The following is an 18,737-nucleotide window of genomic DNA, read 5'->3' on the forward strand; positions in this document are numbered from 1 at the left end:
GATCCCTATGGAACAAGGTGATGTTGCGGGAGGAGGTGCCGGTCGCACGGGGACATACGTGCGCGGGTGGAGCTGCGCGGGTGGATCCGCGCCGGTACATCCCTGCCGGCACTGGCTGGCCGGCACGGTCATTTCACCAGGATCGGTGCTCGGGGTCCGGGTGCCGCGTCGGGCTCGTCGACGCCGTTGGATGTCGACGCCGTCGGATGTCGAACCGGCATGCGGGCATGCCCTCCGGGTCGGCGGGCGCCGAGGTGAGGAGAGGGGGGTGCTGGTCGCGCCGGCCTCCGGTCGCGTCGGCTCAATGGCCGGCCAGGCCGAGGGAGCGGACCGGAGCGGTGGATCTCGGGAACGCGCTGAGGGTGCGCCGGGACGAGCGCGTCCGCCGCGCGGCTCAGCGCGCGGTACAGATGGCGGAACTCACCAGGGAGAAGTCAACGTGGCCACGCGTAACGAGAACGGCCGGACTGAACACCGGATGATCTCATCACGGCGGTCAACCTGCCGTCAACGCCGCAGGCCGATCGTGTGCCATTGCCTGGGCGCGCGGACGAGCCGGTGATCACCACGATCGCCTACGAGCACGTGGATCGCGTCCGTTCCTACGAGTTGCTCGCCCGTGAGCGGACCTGACCGGCTCGTCCTTCGACCCTTTGCGTCATCCGGGACCGGTGATTACGGTGGAGTGTGACGGATGACACTGAGCGCGGTTATCCGGGAGCGAGTGAATCCGGGAGCGAGTGGGAGACAAGGAGACGTCGTGTCGGACGACCGGTGCGGGATCACGGCGACGCCGTGGCCTCAGCCGGGTGGCCGCGCGGCCGAACTCACTCATCGCCGTCACATCGACACCTGCCGCGTCAACACGGCGGCCTGTCCCCGTTGACCTCCGGATGACCTCCGGAACATCCGGACCTTCCGCACCCCGGCCTCGACCTTCGATCTGACATCCGCCTCCGCGCGTTTGTCGGTCGATGCTCGATCCGGCCGGAACGAGGCGCTGGAGGTCGTCGTCAACGGCAGGAACGGCGCTGGCCATGACCGATCCCCTGGCATCATCGGAACAATCCCTGACTCCGGAGCAGCCTCCGGCGCACGGGCGATCCACCGCGACGGAACGGTCCGAGTCCGGCCGCTCCGAGTCCGAGCGGTCGACGGTGCCCGGACGATCCGAGGCGGCCGAGGCCTTCGTCCTGCGGGGGGTGCACGTCCTCGACAAGACCGGGCGCTTCGGTGAGCCGACCGACGTCGCCGTCGGCGGCGGGATCATCCATGCGGTCGGCACGCGACTAGGCCTCGACCGGGACGCCGTCGACGTTGATGCCCACGACCTGTGGCTGATGCCAGGGGTCGTCGACTGCCACGCTCACGTCACGCAGTCCACCTATGATCCGTTCGAGCTGGCGACGGCGTCGCTGTCCACGCGGGTCCTGCAGACCGCCGCCGCGTTGCGGGCGTCGTTGGCGGCCGGTGTCACACACCTGCGGGACGCCGGCGGCGCCGACGCCGGCATCCGGGACGCGGTCAGCGCGGGCACCGTGCCCGGACCGCGGCTCGCCGTGTCCGTCGTCGGGCTGAGCCGGTCCGGGCGGCACGGTGACGGGGCGATCATCGGTCCCGGGCTGGAGTCGGCCGAAGATGTTCTCATGCCGGACTATCCCGGCCGGCTCCCGCATACCGTTACCGAGGCGGGCAGCCTGCCGGCGTCGGTGCGGGGCGTTCTGCGTGCGGGTGCGGACTGGATCATGATCTACGCGAGCGGTGGGGTGATGTCCGCCCGGCCGGGGCAGCCCGAGCCGCAGTTCAGCCCGGTGGAGCTTGCGGCCGCCGTCGCGGAGGCCCGGCGGTACGGACGCCCGGTGATGATGCATGCCTTGGGCGAGCGGTCGATCGAGGCCGCGGTCGCCGCCGGAGCGCGGTCCATCGAGCACGGCATCGGGCTCACCGAGCCCGTGGCGGCCGCCACGGCGGCCGCCGGGGTGACGCTCGTCCCCACCCTGTCGCCCTACCAGGACCTGGCGGCGCTGGCGGCCACCGGAGTGCTGCCGGGCTGGGCGGTGGACCGGGCCGAGGCCACCGAGGCCGCGCTGGCCGGCACGATCGCGGTCGCCCGTGCGGCGGGGGTGCCGATCGCGCTCGGCAGCGACGCCCGGCACCGCACCCGGCACGGCATGAACCTGGCCGAGATCAGCCGGCTGCGCCGCGCCGGGCTCACTCCGCCCGAGGCGCTGCTCGCCGCGACCGCGACCGGAGCCCGGCTCTTCGGACTGGGGGAGGGAGCCGGCCGTATCGCCGTCGGCTCCGCCTTCGACGCGATCCTGCTCGACGCGGACCCCGGGGACCTGTCGGTCTTCGAGCGGCCGGGCGCCGTGAGCGGGGTGTTCCTTGGCGGTCGTGCGGTGCTGCCCCACCCGCGGCTGCCCGGGAACCTGGTCCGCCCCACCATGGTGATGGAAGAGGTGCCGAGAATCGCTCCCGAGCGGCCCGCGGCGTCGCCGTCCAGCTGACTCTCCCGTTTTCTAGAATGTTCACGAAATATCAAAAGAAATACCCTTAGGATTCGGAATGAAATAACTTGTTTACTTCGGGGTCCTCGCGAGCCCGTGACCTGCGAAGACGCATATTGGCTTGCATTAATTACTTCATTACGAATTCTTAGTATGGCTTCGCGGGCTTTCGTCGGATCCGCCCTGGGACGGCGATTGACCGAGATGCGGATCGGCCCCCGAAAGCTATTGTCGTAGGGGCCTTGCTGCCGGCTGACGTCAGGTGGCCCGGGTCATTTGCTGGTACTGGGTGCCGCGTCTCCAATGCCTGGAGGGTTCTCATGCAGCACGCTGAAATGATCAATAAGAACATGCGGAAGGCCATCGAGGAGTGTATGTCCTGCTCGGCCCTGTGCGAGGAGACGATCTCCTACTGCATGGACATGCCGGGCGCCATGATGGAGTCGGCGAACATGCGGCTGATGATGGACTGCGCAGCCGTCACCAGGATCTGCGCCGACATGATGTGCCGGATGTCGCCGATGCACGGGGAAATGTGCGCGATGTGCGCGCGGATCTGCGTGATGTGCGCTGAGATGTGCGAGAGGATGCCGCAGGATCAGCAGCTCGCCAAGCTCGCCGGCGCATGCCGATCCTGCGCGGAGAGCTGCAACACGATGGTGGGCGCCGCCGCCTGAGCGGCGTCCGGCCCGACGGCGCCGGGGCGTAGCCGGCGATCACCTGACTCCGCCCCGACGTCCGGGGCCGTGCAGCTGTGCGGCGGCACGTGCCACGTGCCACGTGGCCTCGGTCACGATTGGTGGCTACGGTTACGTATCCTCGGGCGGACATGGGGTGAAACACCTGAGTAACAATATTGACCATGTTGACAGGTAGCCGTCGGATAGGCAGAATATGGTCATGTCCTCCTGGGTGAATCGGAGGACCCCCCTGGTCATCCGTGGCCACATCGATTTCCTGCGAGTGGCCTCGTCCGGTTATCCGGCCCGGCCAATTCACGTGCTTTACTAGCCTCCTCGGCTTTCCCTCGCTCGGTGTTCTCTCTGGCGTTCTCCTTATGCATGGCCGCTCGATAGGTCTGTCTCCAGATCGTCATTGCCTGCGTGGACGCCAGCTGCCTCGGTATCGATGTCCGGTCAATACCGGGTACATCTCTGGACGGTTTCCGATCGGAGCATGCTGTGTCGTCCCTGGTTTCGTCAGCATACGTTTATCCGCGCCCCAATGGATATGTGGGGGGCCGGGAACCCGTTACTGGCCCAGCGGTGATCCAACCCACTCGAGAAGAGCCAATGTCGTCCTTCTCCCCGGTCGGGGAGAATCCGCTGAACATTTCGAGGGCCTGGCTTTCCGGCTCGCGCTCGACGGATATCAGGTGACGTTTCTCGACCACGGGAGAGACACCGTCCTCGCCCTTGGTGAGGCGCGTGCCCCCGAGGGTCCGTTCATCCTGCTGGGTTCGGACAGCGGGGCCCTGCGGGCGTTGGTCGGCGCCGGTTCGCCAGCCGTCCGGCCGGATGCCCTCGTGTTGCTCGACCTGCCGCTGGTGTACCGAAAGATCGCGGGCGAGGGTCCGGGACAGCCGATCCCACGGTCGCTGCCCGACCTGCCGGTCCTACTGTTCCACGCCGAGCGAGACGAGGTCAGCCCGCTTGCGCTGGTGCGCATGATGACGCGGACCGCGCGCCGGGCCCGGCTGGCGTCGCTACCCGGGGGGCGTGGCGTGCTCGCCGGCCCCGGTCGGCGTGCGGTCGGCGCGTACATCCTGCTGTTCCTCGAGAACCTCCGTGCCCCGCGGCTGGCCCCACGGCAACGGCAGCGGGACCGGCTGCTCGACTGATCTCGCCCGGTGCCGGGCGCGCCCGCGTGCCGCTCCGATCGGGGTGTGCCTCCGCGGGAGTCCCAAGCGCTCAGCAGGCGTTTCCTTGGCGGGTGCCGGCGCGAATCACGCGGGTCCATCGTCCGTCCCGTACCGCGTCGTCTGTTTTCCAACGGCGCCGGCTTCGAGTCTGCGGCTCGAAGCCGGCACCGTTCGCGTTTGCGTACCCGCCCACACGCCACCCGACCCCCGGTCCAAGTTTCCCGCCCGCCGGGGGTTGCCGGGGTGCGCGGGGGCGCAGGGATTGCCGGGCGGCCGGGCGGTCCCGGTGACTACCGGTCCTCGTGGCTACCGGTCCCCGTGACTACCGGTCCCCGTCGCGACAGGCCGGTCATATCGCCAAGATCCGGTCGTGACGGGTGATCTGTGTCGCTACCGGTAGCTGCTATTGATGTCCGAGAGTTGCGGCACTGCAGCGTTATGCACGTATCGTGACCAACATGCGCCCAGATTCGGCGCAACTCGTACTTGTCACTACGGTTTGTAGTTCGCTACGGTTGCGAGGTATCAACAGCTCCGGGCCGACGCCGAGTTCTGCCCACGGTCCGGAGCTCCCTCCGAGAGACCTTGGGCAGAAGCGGGGGAACCACGTTCCTCCGGGTGGCTCGTTGCGGGCCGCCCTTGGGGTTAAGCCGTTACGCGCACGCCGCGGAAACGGCCGGGCTTCCCGGCCCGAACCCGACAGCTAACCTCGCAGGCGTACGGGAAGGACTCGACGTTGCCTGTGTTTCAGGAACGCTCGGCTCCGGTCTTCTGGACCGTGACGCCGTTCGGCGCGACCCGCGGTGCGTCCCCGCCATATTGGGCGCCGTTCTCGCCCTGACGTCTTCGCGAGAACGTGCCATCCGGTCGGTGCCCGTACCGGCCGATCGCGCTGACGCGCGATACCACCAGCTCGGCTGAAAGCCACCTGACCTCGTCATCCGTGGTCGGCTGACCCCTGCCGTCCACCGGGCCCGCCAGGCCCGGAACGGAATGACCGCGGCCGCCTGCCGGGCTGCTCAGCCCATCGACCCCGGAATCCTCAGGGTGCGTCGATCGGTCGTCCCCGGACGGACCCTCGGCGCACCGGGGGACCGGCACTGGGTGCTGCTCTTCTCCAGCGCGGTCGTCTCCGCTCGCCCTCCTTCGAGCGGCATCCCTCCCCTCGATCACTAGTCTGTGCTCGACGACACCGAAATGAGATGTCAAAGAAATGGCCAAGGGAAAGCATCGGAAAAATTCCACCCGGACCCGGGGCGCCGTTGTCGCCGCCGTCGGTGTGATCGGCGCCGGCGCCGGCATGCTCGCCACCGCGAGCCCGGCCAGGGCTGCCACCACGGTCCCCGATGTGACGATCGCCAGCGCGGCCGCGAACGCGGGACTGCCCGGCTGCCGCGGCGTCCCGCTGGCCACCTGGGTCGAGGTGGCTCTTGCGGAGTCCGGCGGCAACCCCTACGCCCACGCCACCTCCGGCGAGGACTCGCGCGGCCTGTGGCAGATCAACATGCGGGCCCACGCCGGCTGGGTGGGTAACCGCAACCTCTACGACCCAACCGTCAACGCCTGGGCGGCGAAGAAGGTCTGTGAAGGCCAGGGCATCACCGCCTGGAGCGCCTACACCAAGGGCATGCACTACCGCTACCTGGCCCGGGGACAGGCAGCGGCGGCGGCCGTCTCGCGCGGCGCACGGTTCACGAACGTCTCCTACTCCTCGCTGGCTGCCCCGGCGCGTGCGGCTGCCCCGGCGCGTGCGGCCGTGGTGGCGCCTGCGGCCCGCTACCCGTCGCTGGCCATCGGCCTCAGGTTCCACCTCGACGTCCACCAGATCCAGAAGAGGCTAGCCAGCCTTGGCTACCCGATCAGCGTGGATGGGAAGTTCGGGTACCAGACCAACCACATGGTCAAGGACTTCCAGCTGAAGCACGGTCTGGTGGTCGACGGGATCGTCGGGCCGCAGACGCGGGCGAAGCTCGGGATCTGACCCTGATCGAGGCCCGCCGACCGGGCGCCGGCGCTGTCGGGCGGTGTTCCCGACCCGCCCGAGAGCGCTGCTCGATATCCGCATGCACCGGATGACTACCCGGGGTGAGCTGGGGGTATTCAGCCACCGGGCCAGCACCGGGCCGGGAGATGGCACCGGCCCGGGCGGGACCAGCCGGCCCGCACGGGAAAACCGAAACGGGGGCCCGATCGATGAGAGCCACGATGCTCGACGACTACCTATCTGAGGCGAGTCCGAACGCATCTTCCGCGACCGGGGCCGGCCTCCTGTTCGCGGTCCTGGGACCGCTGGAGGTGCGGCGATCCTCGGGTGAGCAGGTCCGCATCGACCAGCGCAAGAAGCGCATCCTGCTGCTGACCCTGCTGCTGCACGCCGGCCAGTGGGTGAGTGTGGACGGGATGCGGCTCGCGCTCTGGCAGGATGCCCCGCCGCGCTCCGCTGGGGGCAACATCAAGACTTATCTCTCGGAGCTGCGGCACACCCTCGGGCCGCCCCTGGGCACGCCCGGAGCCGGGGGGAACGGCCCCGGGCGCATCGAGAGCCGGCCGGGGGAGTACCGCCTGGTCGTCGCGCCCGGTGAGATCGACGCTAAGCGGTTCGAATCGGCCGCTGAGCAGGGCCGCGCCGCCGTGCGTGCCGGCTCACCGGAACGCGCCGCCGGGTTTTTCGAAGGTGCCCTCGCGCTGTGGCGGGGGGACGCGTTCGACGAGCTCCCGGCGGAGATCGCAGGCGCGGAGGTCCTCCGGCTGGAGGAGGCTCGCTGGGCGGTGTGCGAGGACCTGATCGACGCCCGCCTGGCCCTCAGCGAGTACGATCGGGTGCTGCCGACCCTGCGGGCGCTCACGGTCGAACATCCGACCCGGGAACGTCTCTGGGCCCAACTGATCCTCGCGTTGGAACACACCGGCCGGCGGGCCGAGGCACTGGCCGAGTACCAGACGGTCTACCGGCGGCTGGTGACCGAACTCGGGATCGAGCCCGGTGTCGAACTGCGGCGTGCCCATCAGCATGTACTGAATCCGGACTCGTGGATCACCTGATACCACGGCCGTTCCGGCCGAGTCGTGCGGCGGCCGAGTTATGGGGACCTGAGCACGGTCCAGGGACCGCAGACCGTGCTCAGGTCCCCCAAATTCACCACCGGAGGTCAGCTGAACCGCCAGTGAACCCGGCGGGGGAATTTCAACCAGACGGGCCGGACCAGCTGGCCGGCGCCCGCGCCACGGGCGCGGCGCCGTCGTGTATCGCCACCGGTGCGCGTCGCAAGGGTGCGCGTCACAGCGCGGGCGCGCGGAAACCGCTGAGGAGAAGACGATGAAGGCTACCTACCTCCCCCCGCGACTGGAGGATGCCGGCAGCTTCGCCGCAGTGACGAACGGCCGCTGGGGCTGGGGGCGTGACTATTTCTGGCGGCGTTTTGCGTGACGGCGGCCGGGGTGGCGGTGGTCCCGATTCCGTCCTGCTGGTTTCTGGTGCTGGCCGACCGTGATCCCGTCGTGCGTCCGCCGGGGGTCCGTCGCATGCTGCGGTACGCCTCCGGGCGGCCGTGGATCGTCGGCAACTGGCCGGACGACGCCATGGTCAGTGCCGTCGCCGGGCGCTCGCGACTGGCCCTGATCGGGTGTGCCGCGACCAACGCGCGACAGCTCCTGCGGCTGCTTCTCTCGGCCCGTGACGTGCATGCTCTCGACCTCGCGCGCGCGGTGGCCGGCGACTACCACGTGATCGCCGACATCGACGGCCACCGTCGTATCCAGGGCAGCCCGACGGGAACCCGGCGGGTCTTCACCGCCCGGCTGGGCAGCCAGCTGGTTGCCGCCGACCGCGCCGACGTGCTCGCCCGGCTCACGGGCGCCCCGCTGAACCGGGCGGCGCTGGCTCTGTCGCCGCTCGACCCGTCACCGCCCCATCCGCTCGACGACCTGGTGCTCTGGGAGTCGATCGACGCGCTGCCCCCGGATCACTACCTTCTCGTCGGCCCTGACGAGAAGGCGACTGTCCTGCGGTGGTGGCGTCGACCGGCACCGGTGCGGTCCCGTGCGGAGGGGGCGCCGACCCTGCGGGCGGCTCTCGCCGAGGCCGTGGCGGCGCGGGTCGCCGGCGGCGGGACGGTGAGCTGTGATCTGTCGGGTGGGCTGGACTCCACCTCGGTGTGCTGCCTGGCCGCGCGCGGCCCCGCCGACGTGGTCGCGCTCACCGGGATCGCCCGCGATCCCGGTGACGACGACGCCCAGTGGGCCGCGCGGGCCGCGGCCACGCTCCCCGGCGTCACGCGCGAGGTCCTGCCCGCCGCCGGGCTTCCCCTCGTCTACGACGGCATTGCCGACGCCGACGAACCGCTCGACCGGCCGTTCGTCGGCATCGTCGACCGGGCGAAGCTGCGCGCGGGTCTTGACCGGGTCGCGCTGTACGGGCCGCGGGTGCACCTCACCGGGTTCGGTGGCGACGAGGTCGCCTATGGCTGTCCCGCCTACCTCCCCCGGTTGTTGCGCCGCCGGCCCTGGCGGGCGCTGCACGACCTGCGCGGACACCGAGCGCAGGAGGGCTGGCCGCGGATGGCGTGTCTGCGGATGATGTGGCCGCGCGGCTACCGGGACTGCCTCGCCGACATGGCCGATGCGCTCGACCAGGCCCGCCGCGCCACGGTCGACCAGGCCCACCGTCCGGCCGGTTCCTCCGGTTCCTCCGGTTTCGGCCGATCCCACCCGGGCGTCCTGGCCCCGCTCGACTGGGCCTTTCCGCCTGTGGTCCCGGGTTGGCTCACGCCGGCGGCCCTCGACCTGCTGGCCGGAGCGTTCGCGGAGGCCGCCCGGCGCGCCTGGCCGCTGGCCGAGACCCGGGACGGCCACGCCGATCTCTTCGCCATCCGCGCCGGCGCGGCGGTGTTCCGGCTGTTCGACCAGCTCGCCGATCCGGTCGGCCCGCCGCTCGCCGCCCCCTTCCTCGACGATCGGGTGGTCCGGGCGGCGCTGGCGGTGCGGCCCGAGGAGCGCACCGGTCCGTGGGAGTACAAACCGTTGTTGAAGGAGGCCATGCGCCGGGTGGTGCCGCAGGAATGCCTGCGCCGCGAGACCAAGGCGGATCAGGGCCTGCGCGCCAGCCAGGACGTCCTGGTGAAGCTGTGCGATGACAGCCCGTTGGCCGATCTCGGCCTGATCGAGCCGGACGCGCTGCGCCAGGCGTGCCGATCTTCGTCCGTACCTGGTCATCGCCACCAGGCGCTGCAACCGACGTTCGCGGTGGACGCGTGGCTGCGGGTGCTCGCGAGCCGGCGGAGCCCTGACTGCGCTACCGGAGATAGTGAGTGAGCTACCGGAGGAGTGAGTGATCATGGTGACGCTGCGGCCTGACGTAGTGTGGGCGCCGACCGAGTACGGAGCGGTGCTCCTCCATATCGACAACGGCCGGTACTGGACCCTCAACCCCTCGGGTGCCCTGGTGCTGCGGATCCTGCTCGACGGCGGCGACACGGCAGCCGCCGCCCGCGGGCTGTGTGAGGCCAGCGAGGTTGACCCGGAGACGGCGCGCCGCGACGTGGAGGGTCTGCTCGCCCAACTCGCGGACGTGGGCCTCATCGAGGCTGAGCCCGAACCCCGATGGTCACCCGAGACCGAGGCGGTCTGCGATCCTCGGGCGCAGGCCCGGTGACCGCGCCGATGGTGGTCGAGCGGCCGGAGGCGAAACCGTCCCTCGCTCGTCGGCTCGGCGCGCTGGTCGCCGTGGGGATCGCGCGGGTGCTCGCGACCCAGTCGCCGGCCCGCATCTGCCGGGTGCTCACGGAGGTGGGCGCGGGCGCCCGCCCGGCCGACTATGACACCGCGCTCGCCGCCCGGCAGGCGGTGACAGCCGTGAGCCTCACCTGCCGCGGCGCGCGGGGCTGCGTTCCCCGCTCGATAGCGACCGCCCTGCTGTGCCGGTTGACCGGAACGTTCCCGACGTGGCGTGTGGGGGTGCGCACCATCGCGCCGTTCGCCGCGCACGCGTGGGTCGAGGCGGACGGAGTGATCGTGGGGGAGTCGATGCCGGCCGGCTACCTGCGGCCGCTGCTCAGCGTCGGTCCGGGAACGGGAACCGGGCCGCGTCGCGCGGGCGGGCTTCGTGGGAGTGGCGGGCTTCGCGGAAGGGGCGTGCCTCGTGACGAGGGCGTACGTCGTTGAGGGGGAGGGCCAGGGAGTTGCCCGGGGGCCCGCGTTGCGGGGCGTCGCGGAACTCTGGGCGCTGCTGCGCGGCCGTCGCGGGGCGGTGGCGATCGCCACGGCGCTGACCGTGGTCGGCACCGCCGTCGGGGTGCTCCAACCGCTGCTCGTGATGCGGGTGATCGACGCTGCGCAGGCGGGGGGTATTCCCGGCTGGCTCATCGGGGCGCTGCTGGGTCTGTTCGTCGGCCAGGCGATGATCGACACCGCCGGGCACTACCTGCTCGAGCGCGTCGGCCAGGGCGTCCTGCTCGGCCTGCGCACCAGCCTGATCGGCCACCTGCTGCGGCTGCGCATGCGGGTGTTCGACACGCGGCGGATCGGGGATCTGATCTCCCGCGCGAATACCGACACGACCGTGGTGCGGGAGGCGGTGGCGTACAGCTTCACCTCCCTGGTCACCAGCGTGATCGGCGTCGTCGGCGCCGTCGCCCTGATGATCTGGTTGAACCCCTGGCTGTTCCTGCTCGTGCTCGGGGTGGTGGCGGTGGCCGGGGTCGTGGTACTCGGCGCGCTGTCCCGGATCAGGACGGTGTCCGAACGCGGGCAGGCCAGCGTCGGCGGCATGACCGCCGACCTGGAGCGCGCCCTCACCGCGATCCGTACCGTGCGGGCGAACCGCGCCGAGGGGCGGGAGGCCGCGCGCATCGGCGACCACGCCGCGGCCGCATACCAGGCCGGCATCCGGATGGCGAAGCTGGACTCGATCATCGCCCCCGCGATGCAGCTCGCGGTGCAGGGAAGCGTGCTGGTCGTGCTCCTGGTCGGCGGGATCCTGGTGGCGCGCGGTTCGGCCTCGCTCGGCAGCCTGGTCGCCTTCCTGCTGTATGCCACCTACCTGGTGATGCCGTTGTCGCAGATCATCGAGGCGGCGGCGACCATCCAGCGGGGGATGGGGGCGCTGTCGCGGGTCAACGCGGTGTTCGCGCTGCCCCGGGAGGGCGACGACGAGCCGGTGCACGGTCCGCTGCGCCCCGTGGCGGCCGCGGCCCCCGGCGGGACGCGCCCGCCGGCACCGTTGTCACCCTCACCCTCGTCACGAGTGTCATCCTTGTCCTTGTCACGCAGGGAGCCGCCGAATCCGCAGGTGCCGTCGATCGAGTTCCGTGACGTCTGGTTCGGCTACGCGGAGACGCCGGTGCTGCGCGGGGTGTCGTTCACGGTGCCGTCCCGCGGGCACGTCGCGCTGGTCGGGCCGTCCGGTGCCGGCAAGTCCACCATCCTGGAGCTCGTCGAGCGCTTCTACGAGCCGGACGCCGGAATGATCCTCTTCGCCGGCCACGACGTCCGCGCGATGCCCCGCGCGACCGCCCGCGGGTGGGTCGGGCTGGTCGAGCAGAACACCCCGGTGCTGCACGGCAGCCTGCGGGACAACATCACCTACGCGGCGCCGGAGGCGACCGAGGAGCAGATCACCGCGGTCCTGGCCACGGCGGGGCTGCGGGACTTCACCGACCGGCTGCCCGAGCGGCTCCGGACCCCGGTTGGTGATCATGGTGTGCTGCTCTCCGGCGGGGAACGGCAGCGGGTCGCGATCGCCCGCGCGCTGATCGCTCAGCCCGCGGTGCTGCTCCTGGACGAGCCCACGGCCCAGCTGGACAGCGTCAACGAGCAGGCGCTCACCCGCGCGATGCGCCGGATCGCCGCCAAGCGGGCACTGCTGGTCATTGCCCACCGGATCTCCACGGTGCGGGCTGCGGATCTCATCCTCGTGCTGAACGAGGGCCGCGTGGTCGCGCAGGGCCCGCACGAGGAGCTGATGGCGACCAGCGCGTTCTACCGCGGCCTCGCCACGGGCCTGCCGGCCGGTCCCGCCAGCCCCGCCGGGCCGGTCAGCCCGCCAGGGCGCGGGCGAGCAGGGACCGCAGGGCCTCCCGCCCCGGTGGGGTGAGCGCCCCGAGCACGCTCTCCTCGACGCCGTGACCTGCCCTCAGGGCGTTTCCGGGGGAGCCAGGGCGGACTTGCGGATCTTGCCCATCGAGTTGCGGGGGAGCTCGGTCACCAGGTGGATCTCCCGGGGCCGCTTGTGGATGGACAGCTCCCGCGCCACGAAGTCGATGAGCGCCTCGCTCGCCGTCGTCTCGCTCGGTGTCCCGCCCGCCGCACCGGCCAGGCCGGGGGCGATGACGAAGGCGGCGATGCGCTGCCCGAGGTCGTCGTCCGGCAGCCCGACGACGGCGGCCTCGCGCACGGCCGGGTGGGCCAGCAGCACGGCCTCGACCTCGCCCGCGCCCACCCGGTAACCGCCGCTCTTGATGAGGTCGGTGGATCGGCGCCCGACGATTCGGTGGTGGCCGTCCGGGGCGACGACCGCGGCGTCGCCGGTGCGGAACCAGCCGTCCGCGGTGAACGACGCGGCGGTGGCCTCCGGGCGCCCCAGGTACCCGTCGAACAGGGTGGAACCGCGGACCTGCAGCTCGCCGATGCTCTCCCCGTCCGCGGGCAGCTCGGCCCCCGTCTCGTCGTCTACGAGCCGGGTCCGCACTCCCGGCAGGGTGGTGCCGACCCAGCCCGCCCGGCGCTCCCCGTCCGCTCGGGCGCTGATAGTGATCAACGTCTCGGTCATCCCGTACCGTTCGATCGGGGCGAGGCCGGTGAGGCCGGCGAGCCGGTCGATCACCGGCCTCGGCAGGGGGGCACTGCCCGAGACGAGCAGCCGGGCCGAGGCCAGGGCGCGAGCGGTGGTCGGATCGTCGCAGACCCGGGACCACACGGTCGGCACGCCGAAGTACAGGGTCCCCCCGGCCGCCGCGTACGCCGTCGGGGTCGGGCGGACGGTGTGGATCAACCGGCTGCCGGCCCGCAGCGCCCCGAGCACACCCAGGACCAGGCCGTGGACGTGGAACAGCGGCAGTCCGTGCACGAGCGTGTCCTCGGGCGTCCAGGCCCAGGCGTCGGCGAGGGCGTCCAGATCGGCGGCGATGGCCGGGGCGGACAGCACCACGCCCTTGGGGGCTCCGGTCGTCCCGGAGGTGTAGAGGATGAGCGCCGGTCCGGTCCCCCCGGACCCGGACCCGGACCCGGACGTGGACCCGGCAGCCCCCGACCGTGCGGTGAGATCGACCGGCACGGTGGGGATCGTGAGGTCGTCCCAGGCGGGGCTGCCGAGCAGCAGGGCGGCGCCCGAGTCGCGCAGGATGTGACCGCGTTCACGCGGCCCGGAGTCGGGCGGCACGGGTACCGCCGGCACCCCGGCGAGCAGGCAGCCGACGACCGAGAGGACGGTGGCCATCGTCGCCTCGGCGTGCACGGCCACCGCCGGCGCGCCGGCCACCCGACCGGCGACGACGGACGCGGCCGCGAAGAGCTCGGCGCGGGTGAACTCGACCTCCCCGACCTGGACGGCGGGGCCGTCGTGCTCGACGGCTGGCAGTGGGAACAGCGTCACTCCGTCATAATCCCATGGCTGAACCCATCGACGCTCAGCTCCGCCCAGACCGCCGCCGAGGTGCTGTGCGCGTCGATTCACAGCCGGAGCATCGAACCACCAGTCGCCTCCGGGGGGAGTGTCGCTTTCAGGCGACAGGGGAATCCGGTACGGACTGTAACGGTTATGCCGGCCATGCTGATATAGTCGGTGGCGTGGGGCGGTGGGTGACGACGGGCGCGGGCGGGGCCTACAACCTTGGCTATCACGTCGTCTGGTGCCCCAAATATCGCAGGCCGGTACTCGTCGGCCCGGTCCGTGACCGGCTGGACGCGCTGCTGCGCGAGAAGTGCGCCGAGCACGACTGGCCGGTCGTCGCGCTGGAGATCGCACCTGACCACGTGCACCTGTTCGTGAAGGCTCATCCAAAGCACGCCCCGTCGTACATCGCCAACCAGGTGAAGGGCTTCACGTCCCACGTGCTGCGCGCCGAGTTCGCGCACCTGCGGTCCCGGCTGCCCACCCTGTGGTCGCGGTCGTACTTCGTCGCCACTGTCGGCGCGGTCTCCGCCGACACGGTCCGGCGGTACATCGACACGCAGAACGAACGGCCGTGGCGGCCGGTAGCCGCCCGGTGAGACGGACCTTCAGGTTCCAGCTCCGCCCGACCGGCCACCAGACAGCCGCCTTGGGCGCGATGCTCGACGACCACCGGGCGCTCTACAACGCCGCCCTTCAGGAACGCCGCGACGCCTACCGGCATCCGAGCCGGACGACGGTCCGCTACGGCAATCCCCGGTTCGCCGGGCGGGCGGCGGGCAGGCTGGCCGCCGCGCAGCGGGACCTGTCCCGCAAGCAGCGCGGCTCGAAGCGGCGCCGCAAGGCCGTCGCGCGGGTCGCGGCGCAACACTGCGCCGTCGTCCGGCAGCGTCTCGACCTCGCCCACAAGACCGCGCTCGGGCTGGTCCGCGACCACGACCTGATCGCCGTGGAGAACCTGAACATCAAGGGCATGACCCGCCGGATCATGCCCAGGCCCGACCCGGAGACGCCCGGTGTCTTCCTGTCGAACGGGCAGGCCGCCAAGACGGGGCTGAACAAGAGCATCCTCGATGCGGGATGGGGGGTGTTCCTCACCGTGCTGCACGCCAAGGCTGAAAGCGCCGGACGGGCCGTCGTCGGGGTGCCACCCGCCAATACGTCCCGTACCTGCGCCGAATGTGGCCACTGCGCCGCCGGGAACCGCAGAACACAGGCCGCGTTTGTCTGTCAGGCATGCGGCCACAGCGCGCACGCTGACGTCAACGCGGCTACCAACATCCTCAGGGCCGGGCTGGCCCTTCAGGCAGCGCAAGCTGCCTGAGAAGCCGGCGCCTTTAGACGTCGGAGTAGTCACGCGGAGGATCTTGCCCCGAAGATCCCGCACGGGCCCGACCCGGAGCCGTTCGTCGCGGGGATCCGGCGGTTCGCCGACGCCGGGTTCACCGAAGTCGCCCTGCTCCAGATCGGTCCAGATCAGGGCGGCTTCTGCGACTTCTACGAACGCGTCCTCAGGCCGGCGCTGGCCGCCTTGTGACCCGAGGTCCGGTGACCCGAGGGCCCCGGGGGTAGACCGGTCACCGCATCAGCGCCGCTCCAGTTCCGTGGGCCGGTCCGGTTCCGTGGGCCGGCCCAGTTCTGCAAGCCACTGGTGGAGGACTGCGGCGGTGGAGGCGGCGTGTTCGTTCATCATCGTCTGGTGATTGCCGGCGGCGTCGAGCCTTTCGTGCTCCATCACCCAGTCGGTCACTCAGGCCTGGCCCTCCCCGTCAGGGTTCTCGGCGACCGCTTGCTGGGGCATGCGCTCCATCGCCCGGACGAGGACGACCGGCGCGTCGACGGTGGTCGGCCGCCAGCCCTCGAACAGGTCCAGGTAGGCGCTCTGCGCGGTGACCTGTGCCTCCGTCATCAGCGCGAAGGCCTGGTCGTTGAGGGCGACGCCGCGAAGCTCCTCCTGGATGTCGCCCTCGGGGATGCGGTCCCCGGGTAGCCACGTGTCGAGCAGCACCACCGCCCCGGGCGGATCCCGCGGGCCTCCAGCCGGGCCGCGATCGCATGTGCCAGCCAGCCGCCCGAGGAGTAACCCGCGAGCACGATGGGGATCTCGTCGAACGCCCGGGCGATGGTCTCGGCATGCAGGTCAACGACGAGATCCGCGGTGGCCGGAAGCAGCTCCCCGTCGCCGAATCCGGGATGCGGCAGCGCGTACACGTCCCGCCGGCCATGCAGGTGCAGGGCAAGGCGGGCGAAGTTGTGCGGTCCCGACGGGGCGATCATCGAGGGCAGGCAGACGATGGTGGGCCTGGCCGGACCCGAGGCGAGTCTCACCGGCGCGGCGGGCGCGCCGAAGGCCTCGACGGTGCGGAAGACGGGCCTGAGCCGGGCGGCGGCCCGCAGGACACCGACGCCCTCGGCGAACTTGCCGTCCGTGCACGCCTGTCGGTACAGCTCGCGCACGCCGATCGGCGCGACCTGCGTCCCGGCCCGCGCGGGGGGCCTGCCGGGCACGATGTCCGGGTGCCGCTGGGTGCCGCTGGGTGCCGCTGGGTGCCGCTGGGTGGCGCTGGGTGGCGAGGGCGTCGAGATGGCGGGTGAGCTCGCAGACCGTCGGATGCTCGAAGACAACGGGCGTGGCCAGGGTGAGGCCGGTGGCGGCGGCCAGTCGGCGGCCAGTCGGCGGCTGAGCTGCACCGAGGCCAGTGAGTCGAAGCCGAGTTCGAGGAAGCGGCGCTGTGGGTCCACGTCGTCGGGCGACGGGTGCCCGAGGATGGCCGCGACCTCCGCCCGCACGAGGTCGAACAGCGCGCGGGCGCGGGCGGGCCCGGGCAGCGTCCCGTAGTCCACTCGGGCGGGGGGCGCGTCGGTGCCGGTCGGCTCGGCGTCCCCCTCGGGTCCGGCCGTCGTGGACCGGCTCCATAGATCGTCGAAGAAATGCCCAGGGCGGGCGGCGGTGAAGGGTGGGAGGAAGCGCTCCCAGTCGACGTCGGCGACGGTGAGCGCGGCCTGCCCGCCCGCGACCGCCCGGGTGAGCGCGGTGACCGCTGCGTCGGGGGGCAGCGGGGTCAGGCCACGGCGGCCCAGGTAGTCACGGAACGTGGCCTCGGCGCCCATTCCGGCGTCGGCCCACGGGCCGAATGCGACAGAGGTGGCGGCGAGACCGAGCGCGCGCCGCCGCGCGGCGAGGGCGTCGAGGTAGGCGTTGCCCGCGCTGTAAGCGGACTGGCCGCCACTGCCCCAGGTCGCCGACACCGACGAGAACAGGACGAAGGCCTCCAGCCTGGTGCCGTCGATCCCGTCGATCCCGTCGAGTAGCCGGTCGAGGCCGGCGGCGCCGGCGACCTTCCCGGCCACGACCTCCGCGAACTCCCCGAGATCGAGTTTGTGCAGGGCGGTCACCTGTCCCATGACACCGGCCGCGTGTACGACGGCGGACACCGGCAGGCCCGCCTTGGCCAGTCTCCGCAGCAGAGCGGCGAGCTGTTCGTGCTCTCCCACGTCGCAGGCCTCGATGATCGCCTCGGCGCCGAGGGCGGCGAGTTCGGCGCGTAGTTCCTCCGCCCCCGGAGCCGCGGGGCCACGGCGGCTGACGAGGACGATCCGGCGCGCACCGTCGCGGGCGAGCCGGCGGGCGGCATGCGCGCCGAGGGCGCCGGCGCCACCGGTGATCAGGACCGTGCCGTGGGGCCGCCACGCTGGTGGGACGGTGTCGGCTGGTAGGACGGTGTCGGCCCTGACGAGGCGGGGTACCAACAGCCCGGTGGCACGGGCGGCGAGCTGGTCCTCGCCGCCGGGGGCGGTGAGGGCGGAGCCGAACCACGCCAGCGTCTGATCGTCGAGGTCGGTCGAGATGTCGATCAGACCGCCCCAGGTGCTGGGGTCCTCCAGAGCGAGGGTGCGGCCGAGTCCCCACATCATGGCCTGGTCCGGGGCGGTGACGGGGTCGTCGGGACCGGTGGTGACCGCGCCGCGGGTGACGCACCACAGCGGTGCGGGCACGTCGAGGTTGTGCAGCGCCTGGACGAGCGGGACGGTGAGGGCGAGCCCGGTGGTCAGTGCCGGATGGATGCGGTGCGGCGTGTCGTCGAGGGCGAGCAGGGACAGGACGCCGCGTACCGCCTGCACCGTCTTCTTCCCGATCTTCTTCCCGGCGAGGCCGCCGCCCGACGGCGGCATGGCGTTCGACAGCAGTACGGCGTTCGACAGCAGCGCCGCGACCCGGGCGCGGTCGGCGTCGTCGCCGGTGAGGGTGAGGGTGACGGCCGTGCCGCCGAGGCGTTCGATGATCTAGCAGAGGCGGGAGAGCATGTCCTCGTCAACGCCGGCGGCCGGGGTCAGCACCGGCCACACGCCGGACAGCGGTGGCGCCGCGGTGGCCTGGGCCGTCACGGCGGTGGTGACGTCCGCGGAGTCCAGGGGCCGCCACTCGGTGCGGTAGGACCAGCCGTCCGGGCCTGCCGCGCAGGCCGTCCCGACGGTCGGGCTACGGGGCGCGGGGACGGCGGTGGTCCCGTCGAGCCAGTAGCGCCTGCGCTGGAACGGGTAGGTGGGCAGCTCCCGGTGCCGGGCGCCGCGTCCTCGGTACAGGGCGCGCCAGTCGACGTCGACGCCGTGGACGTGCAGTTCGGCCAGGGCAGTGAGGAGGGCGTCGGGTTCGGGGCGGCCGGCACGGGACGCCGCCGCGGCCACCGTGTCGCGGGCGTCGCGGGTGTTCTGGGCGTCCCGGGTGCTCTGGGTACTCTCGGTGCTCTGGGCGTCGGCGTCTGGG

General features: G+C 71.7%; 17 protein-coding genes and 1 riboswitch. Of the genes, 12 read left to right on the forward strand and 5 right to left on the reverse strand.

All coding sequences use genetic code 11. The features are described from left to right. Positions 1–1,157 precede the first annotated feature (1,157 nt). The 10 genes from AC08OT_RS10265 (at position 1,158) to AC08OT_RS10310 (ending at position 12,457) form a co-directional block, all read left to right on the forward strand. A complete protein-coding gene (locus AC08OT_RS10265; RefSeq protein WP_476602758.1) occupies positions 1,158–2,507 on the forward strand; it encodes an amidohydrolase family protein in 1,350 nt (449 codons plus the stop codon). Between the two features lie 320 nt (positions 2,508–2,827). Next, entirely contained in the window at positions 2,828–3,184 is a 357-nt protein-coding gene (locus AC08OT_RS10270; protein ID WP_476594561.1) for a four-helix bundle copper-binding protein, read from the forward strand. A gap of 698 nt (positions 3,185–3,882) precedes the next feature. Then, positions 3,883–4,347 (forward strand): alpha/beta fold hydrolase, encoded by a 465-nt coding sequence (locus tag AC08OT_RS10275; protein ID WP_476594560.1) that lies wholly within the window; start codon positions 3,883–3,885, stop codon positions 4,345–4,347. Between the two features lie 599 nt (positions 4,348–4,946). Further along, positions 4,947–5,100, forward strand: a riboswitch (cyclic di-AMP (ydaO/yuaA leader). Between the two features lie 481 nt (positions 5,101–5,581). Next, a complete protein-coding gene (locus tag AC08OT_RS10280; RefSeq protein ID WP_476593202.1) occupies positions 5,582–6,349 on the forward strand; it encodes a peptidoglycan-binding protein in 768 nt (255 codons plus the stop codon). A gap of 212 nt (positions 6,350–6,561) precedes the next feature. Then, complete coding sequence (locus AC08OT_RS10285; RefSeq protein WP_476593203.1) at positions 6,562–7,410, forward strand: AfsR/SARP family transcriptional regulator; 849 nt, start codon at positions 6,562–6,564, stop codon at positions 7,408–7,410. Positions 7,411–7,684: 274 nt separating this feature from the next. Beyond that, complete coding sequence (locus tag AC08OT_RS10290) at positions 7,685–7,795, forward strand: lasso RiPP family leader peptide-containing protein (RefSeq protein WP_476593204.1); 111 nt, start codon at positions 7,685–7,687, stop codon at positions 7,793–7,795. Between the two features lie 11 nt (positions 7,796–7,806). After that, entirely contained in the window at positions 7,807–9,678 is a 1,872-nt protein-coding gene (locus tag AC08OT_RS10295) for an asparagine synthase-related protein (protein ID WP_476602759.1), read from the forward strand. 22 nt (positions 9,679–9,700) lie between these two features. Further along, entirely contained in the window at positions 9,701–10,018 is a 318-nt protein-coding gene (locus AC08OT_RS10300) for a lasso peptide biosynthesis PqqD family chaperone (RefSeq protein WP_476593206.1), read from the forward strand. Then, on the forward strand, positions 10,015–10,527 hold the full coding sequence (locus tag AC08OT_RS10305) for a lasso peptide biosynthesis B2 protein (RefSeq protein ID WP_462186037.1): 513 nt from the start codon (positions 10,015–10,017) through the stop codon (positions 10,525–10,527). The genes AC08OT_RS10300 and AC08OT_RS10305 overlap by 4 nt, the downstream gene beginning before the upstream one ends. After that, positions 10,505–12,457 (forward strand): ABC transporter ATP-binding protein, encoded by a 1,953-nt coding sequence (locus tag AC08OT_RS10310; RefSeq protein WP_476593207.1) that lies wholly within the window; start codon positions 10,505–10,507, stop codon positions 12,455–12,457. Before AC08OT_RS10305 ends, AC08OT_RS10310 begins: the two co-directional genes overlap by 23 nt. A gap of 39 nt (positions 12,458–12,496) precedes the next feature. Here AC08OT_RS10310 and AC08OT_RS10315 read toward each other — a convergent pair whose 3' ends face one another. Continuing rightward, positions 12,497–13,954: an acyl-CoA synthetase gene (locus tag AC08OT_RS10315; RefSeq protein ID WP_476602760.1), complete on the reverse strand. Its 1,458-nt coding sequence runs from the start codon at positions 13,952–13,954 to the stop codon at positions 12,497–12,499. 194 nt (positions 13,955–14,148) lie between these two features. On the opposite strand from AC08OT_RS10315, the gene tnpA reads away from it, so the two are divergent. Further along, the gene (gene tnpA / locus AC08OT_RS10320) at positions 14,149–14,571 is read left to right on the forward strand and encodes an IS200/IS605 family transposase (protein ID WP_476593209.1); all 423 of its coding nucleotides are present in this window, start codon (positions 14,149–14,151) and stop codon (positions 14,569–14,571) included. Further along, complete coding sequence (locus tag AC08OT_RS10325) at positions 14,568–15,296, forward strand: RNA-guided endonuclease InsQ/TnpB family protein (RefSeq protein WP_476593210.1); 729 nt, start codon at positions 14,568–14,570, stop codon at positions 15,294–15,296. Before tnpA ends, AC08OT_RS10325 begins: the two co-directional genes overlap by 4 nt. 261 nt (positions 15,297–15,557) lie before the next feature. Here AC08OT_RS10325 and AC08OT_RS10330 read toward each other — a convergent pair whose 3' ends face one another. The 4 genes from AC08OT_RS10330 to AC08OT_RS10345 all read right to left on the reverse strand — a co-directional run. Further along, the gene (locus AC08OT_RS10330; RefSeq protein WP_476595891.1) at positions 15,558–15,722 is read right to left on the reverse strand and encodes a hypothetical protein; all 165 of its coding nucleotides are present in this window, start codon (positions 15,720–15,722) and stop codon (positions 15,558–15,560) included. Continuing rightward, a complete protein-coding gene (locus tag AC08OT_RS10335) occupies positions 15,723–15,881 on the reverse strand; it encodes a hypothetical protein (protein WP_476593212.1) in 159 nt (52 codons plus the stop codon). Continuing rightward, positions 15,881–18,145, reverse strand: coding sequence for an SDR family NAD(P)-dependent oxidoreductase (locus tag AC08OT_RS10340; protein ID WP_476602761.1), 2,265 nt, complete (start codon positions 18,143–18,145; stop codon positions 15,881–15,883). The genes AC08OT_RS10335 and AC08OT_RS10340 overlap by 1 nt, the downstream gene beginning before the upstream one ends. Positions 18,146–18,256: 111 nt before the next feature. After that, positions 18,257–18,737: hypothetical protein (locus AC08OT_RS10345; RefSeq protein ID WP_476602762.1), on the reverse strand; the 481-nt coding region annotated here is incomplete at its 5' end.

The organism is Frankia sp. CgJB1, from assembly GCF_977947065.1.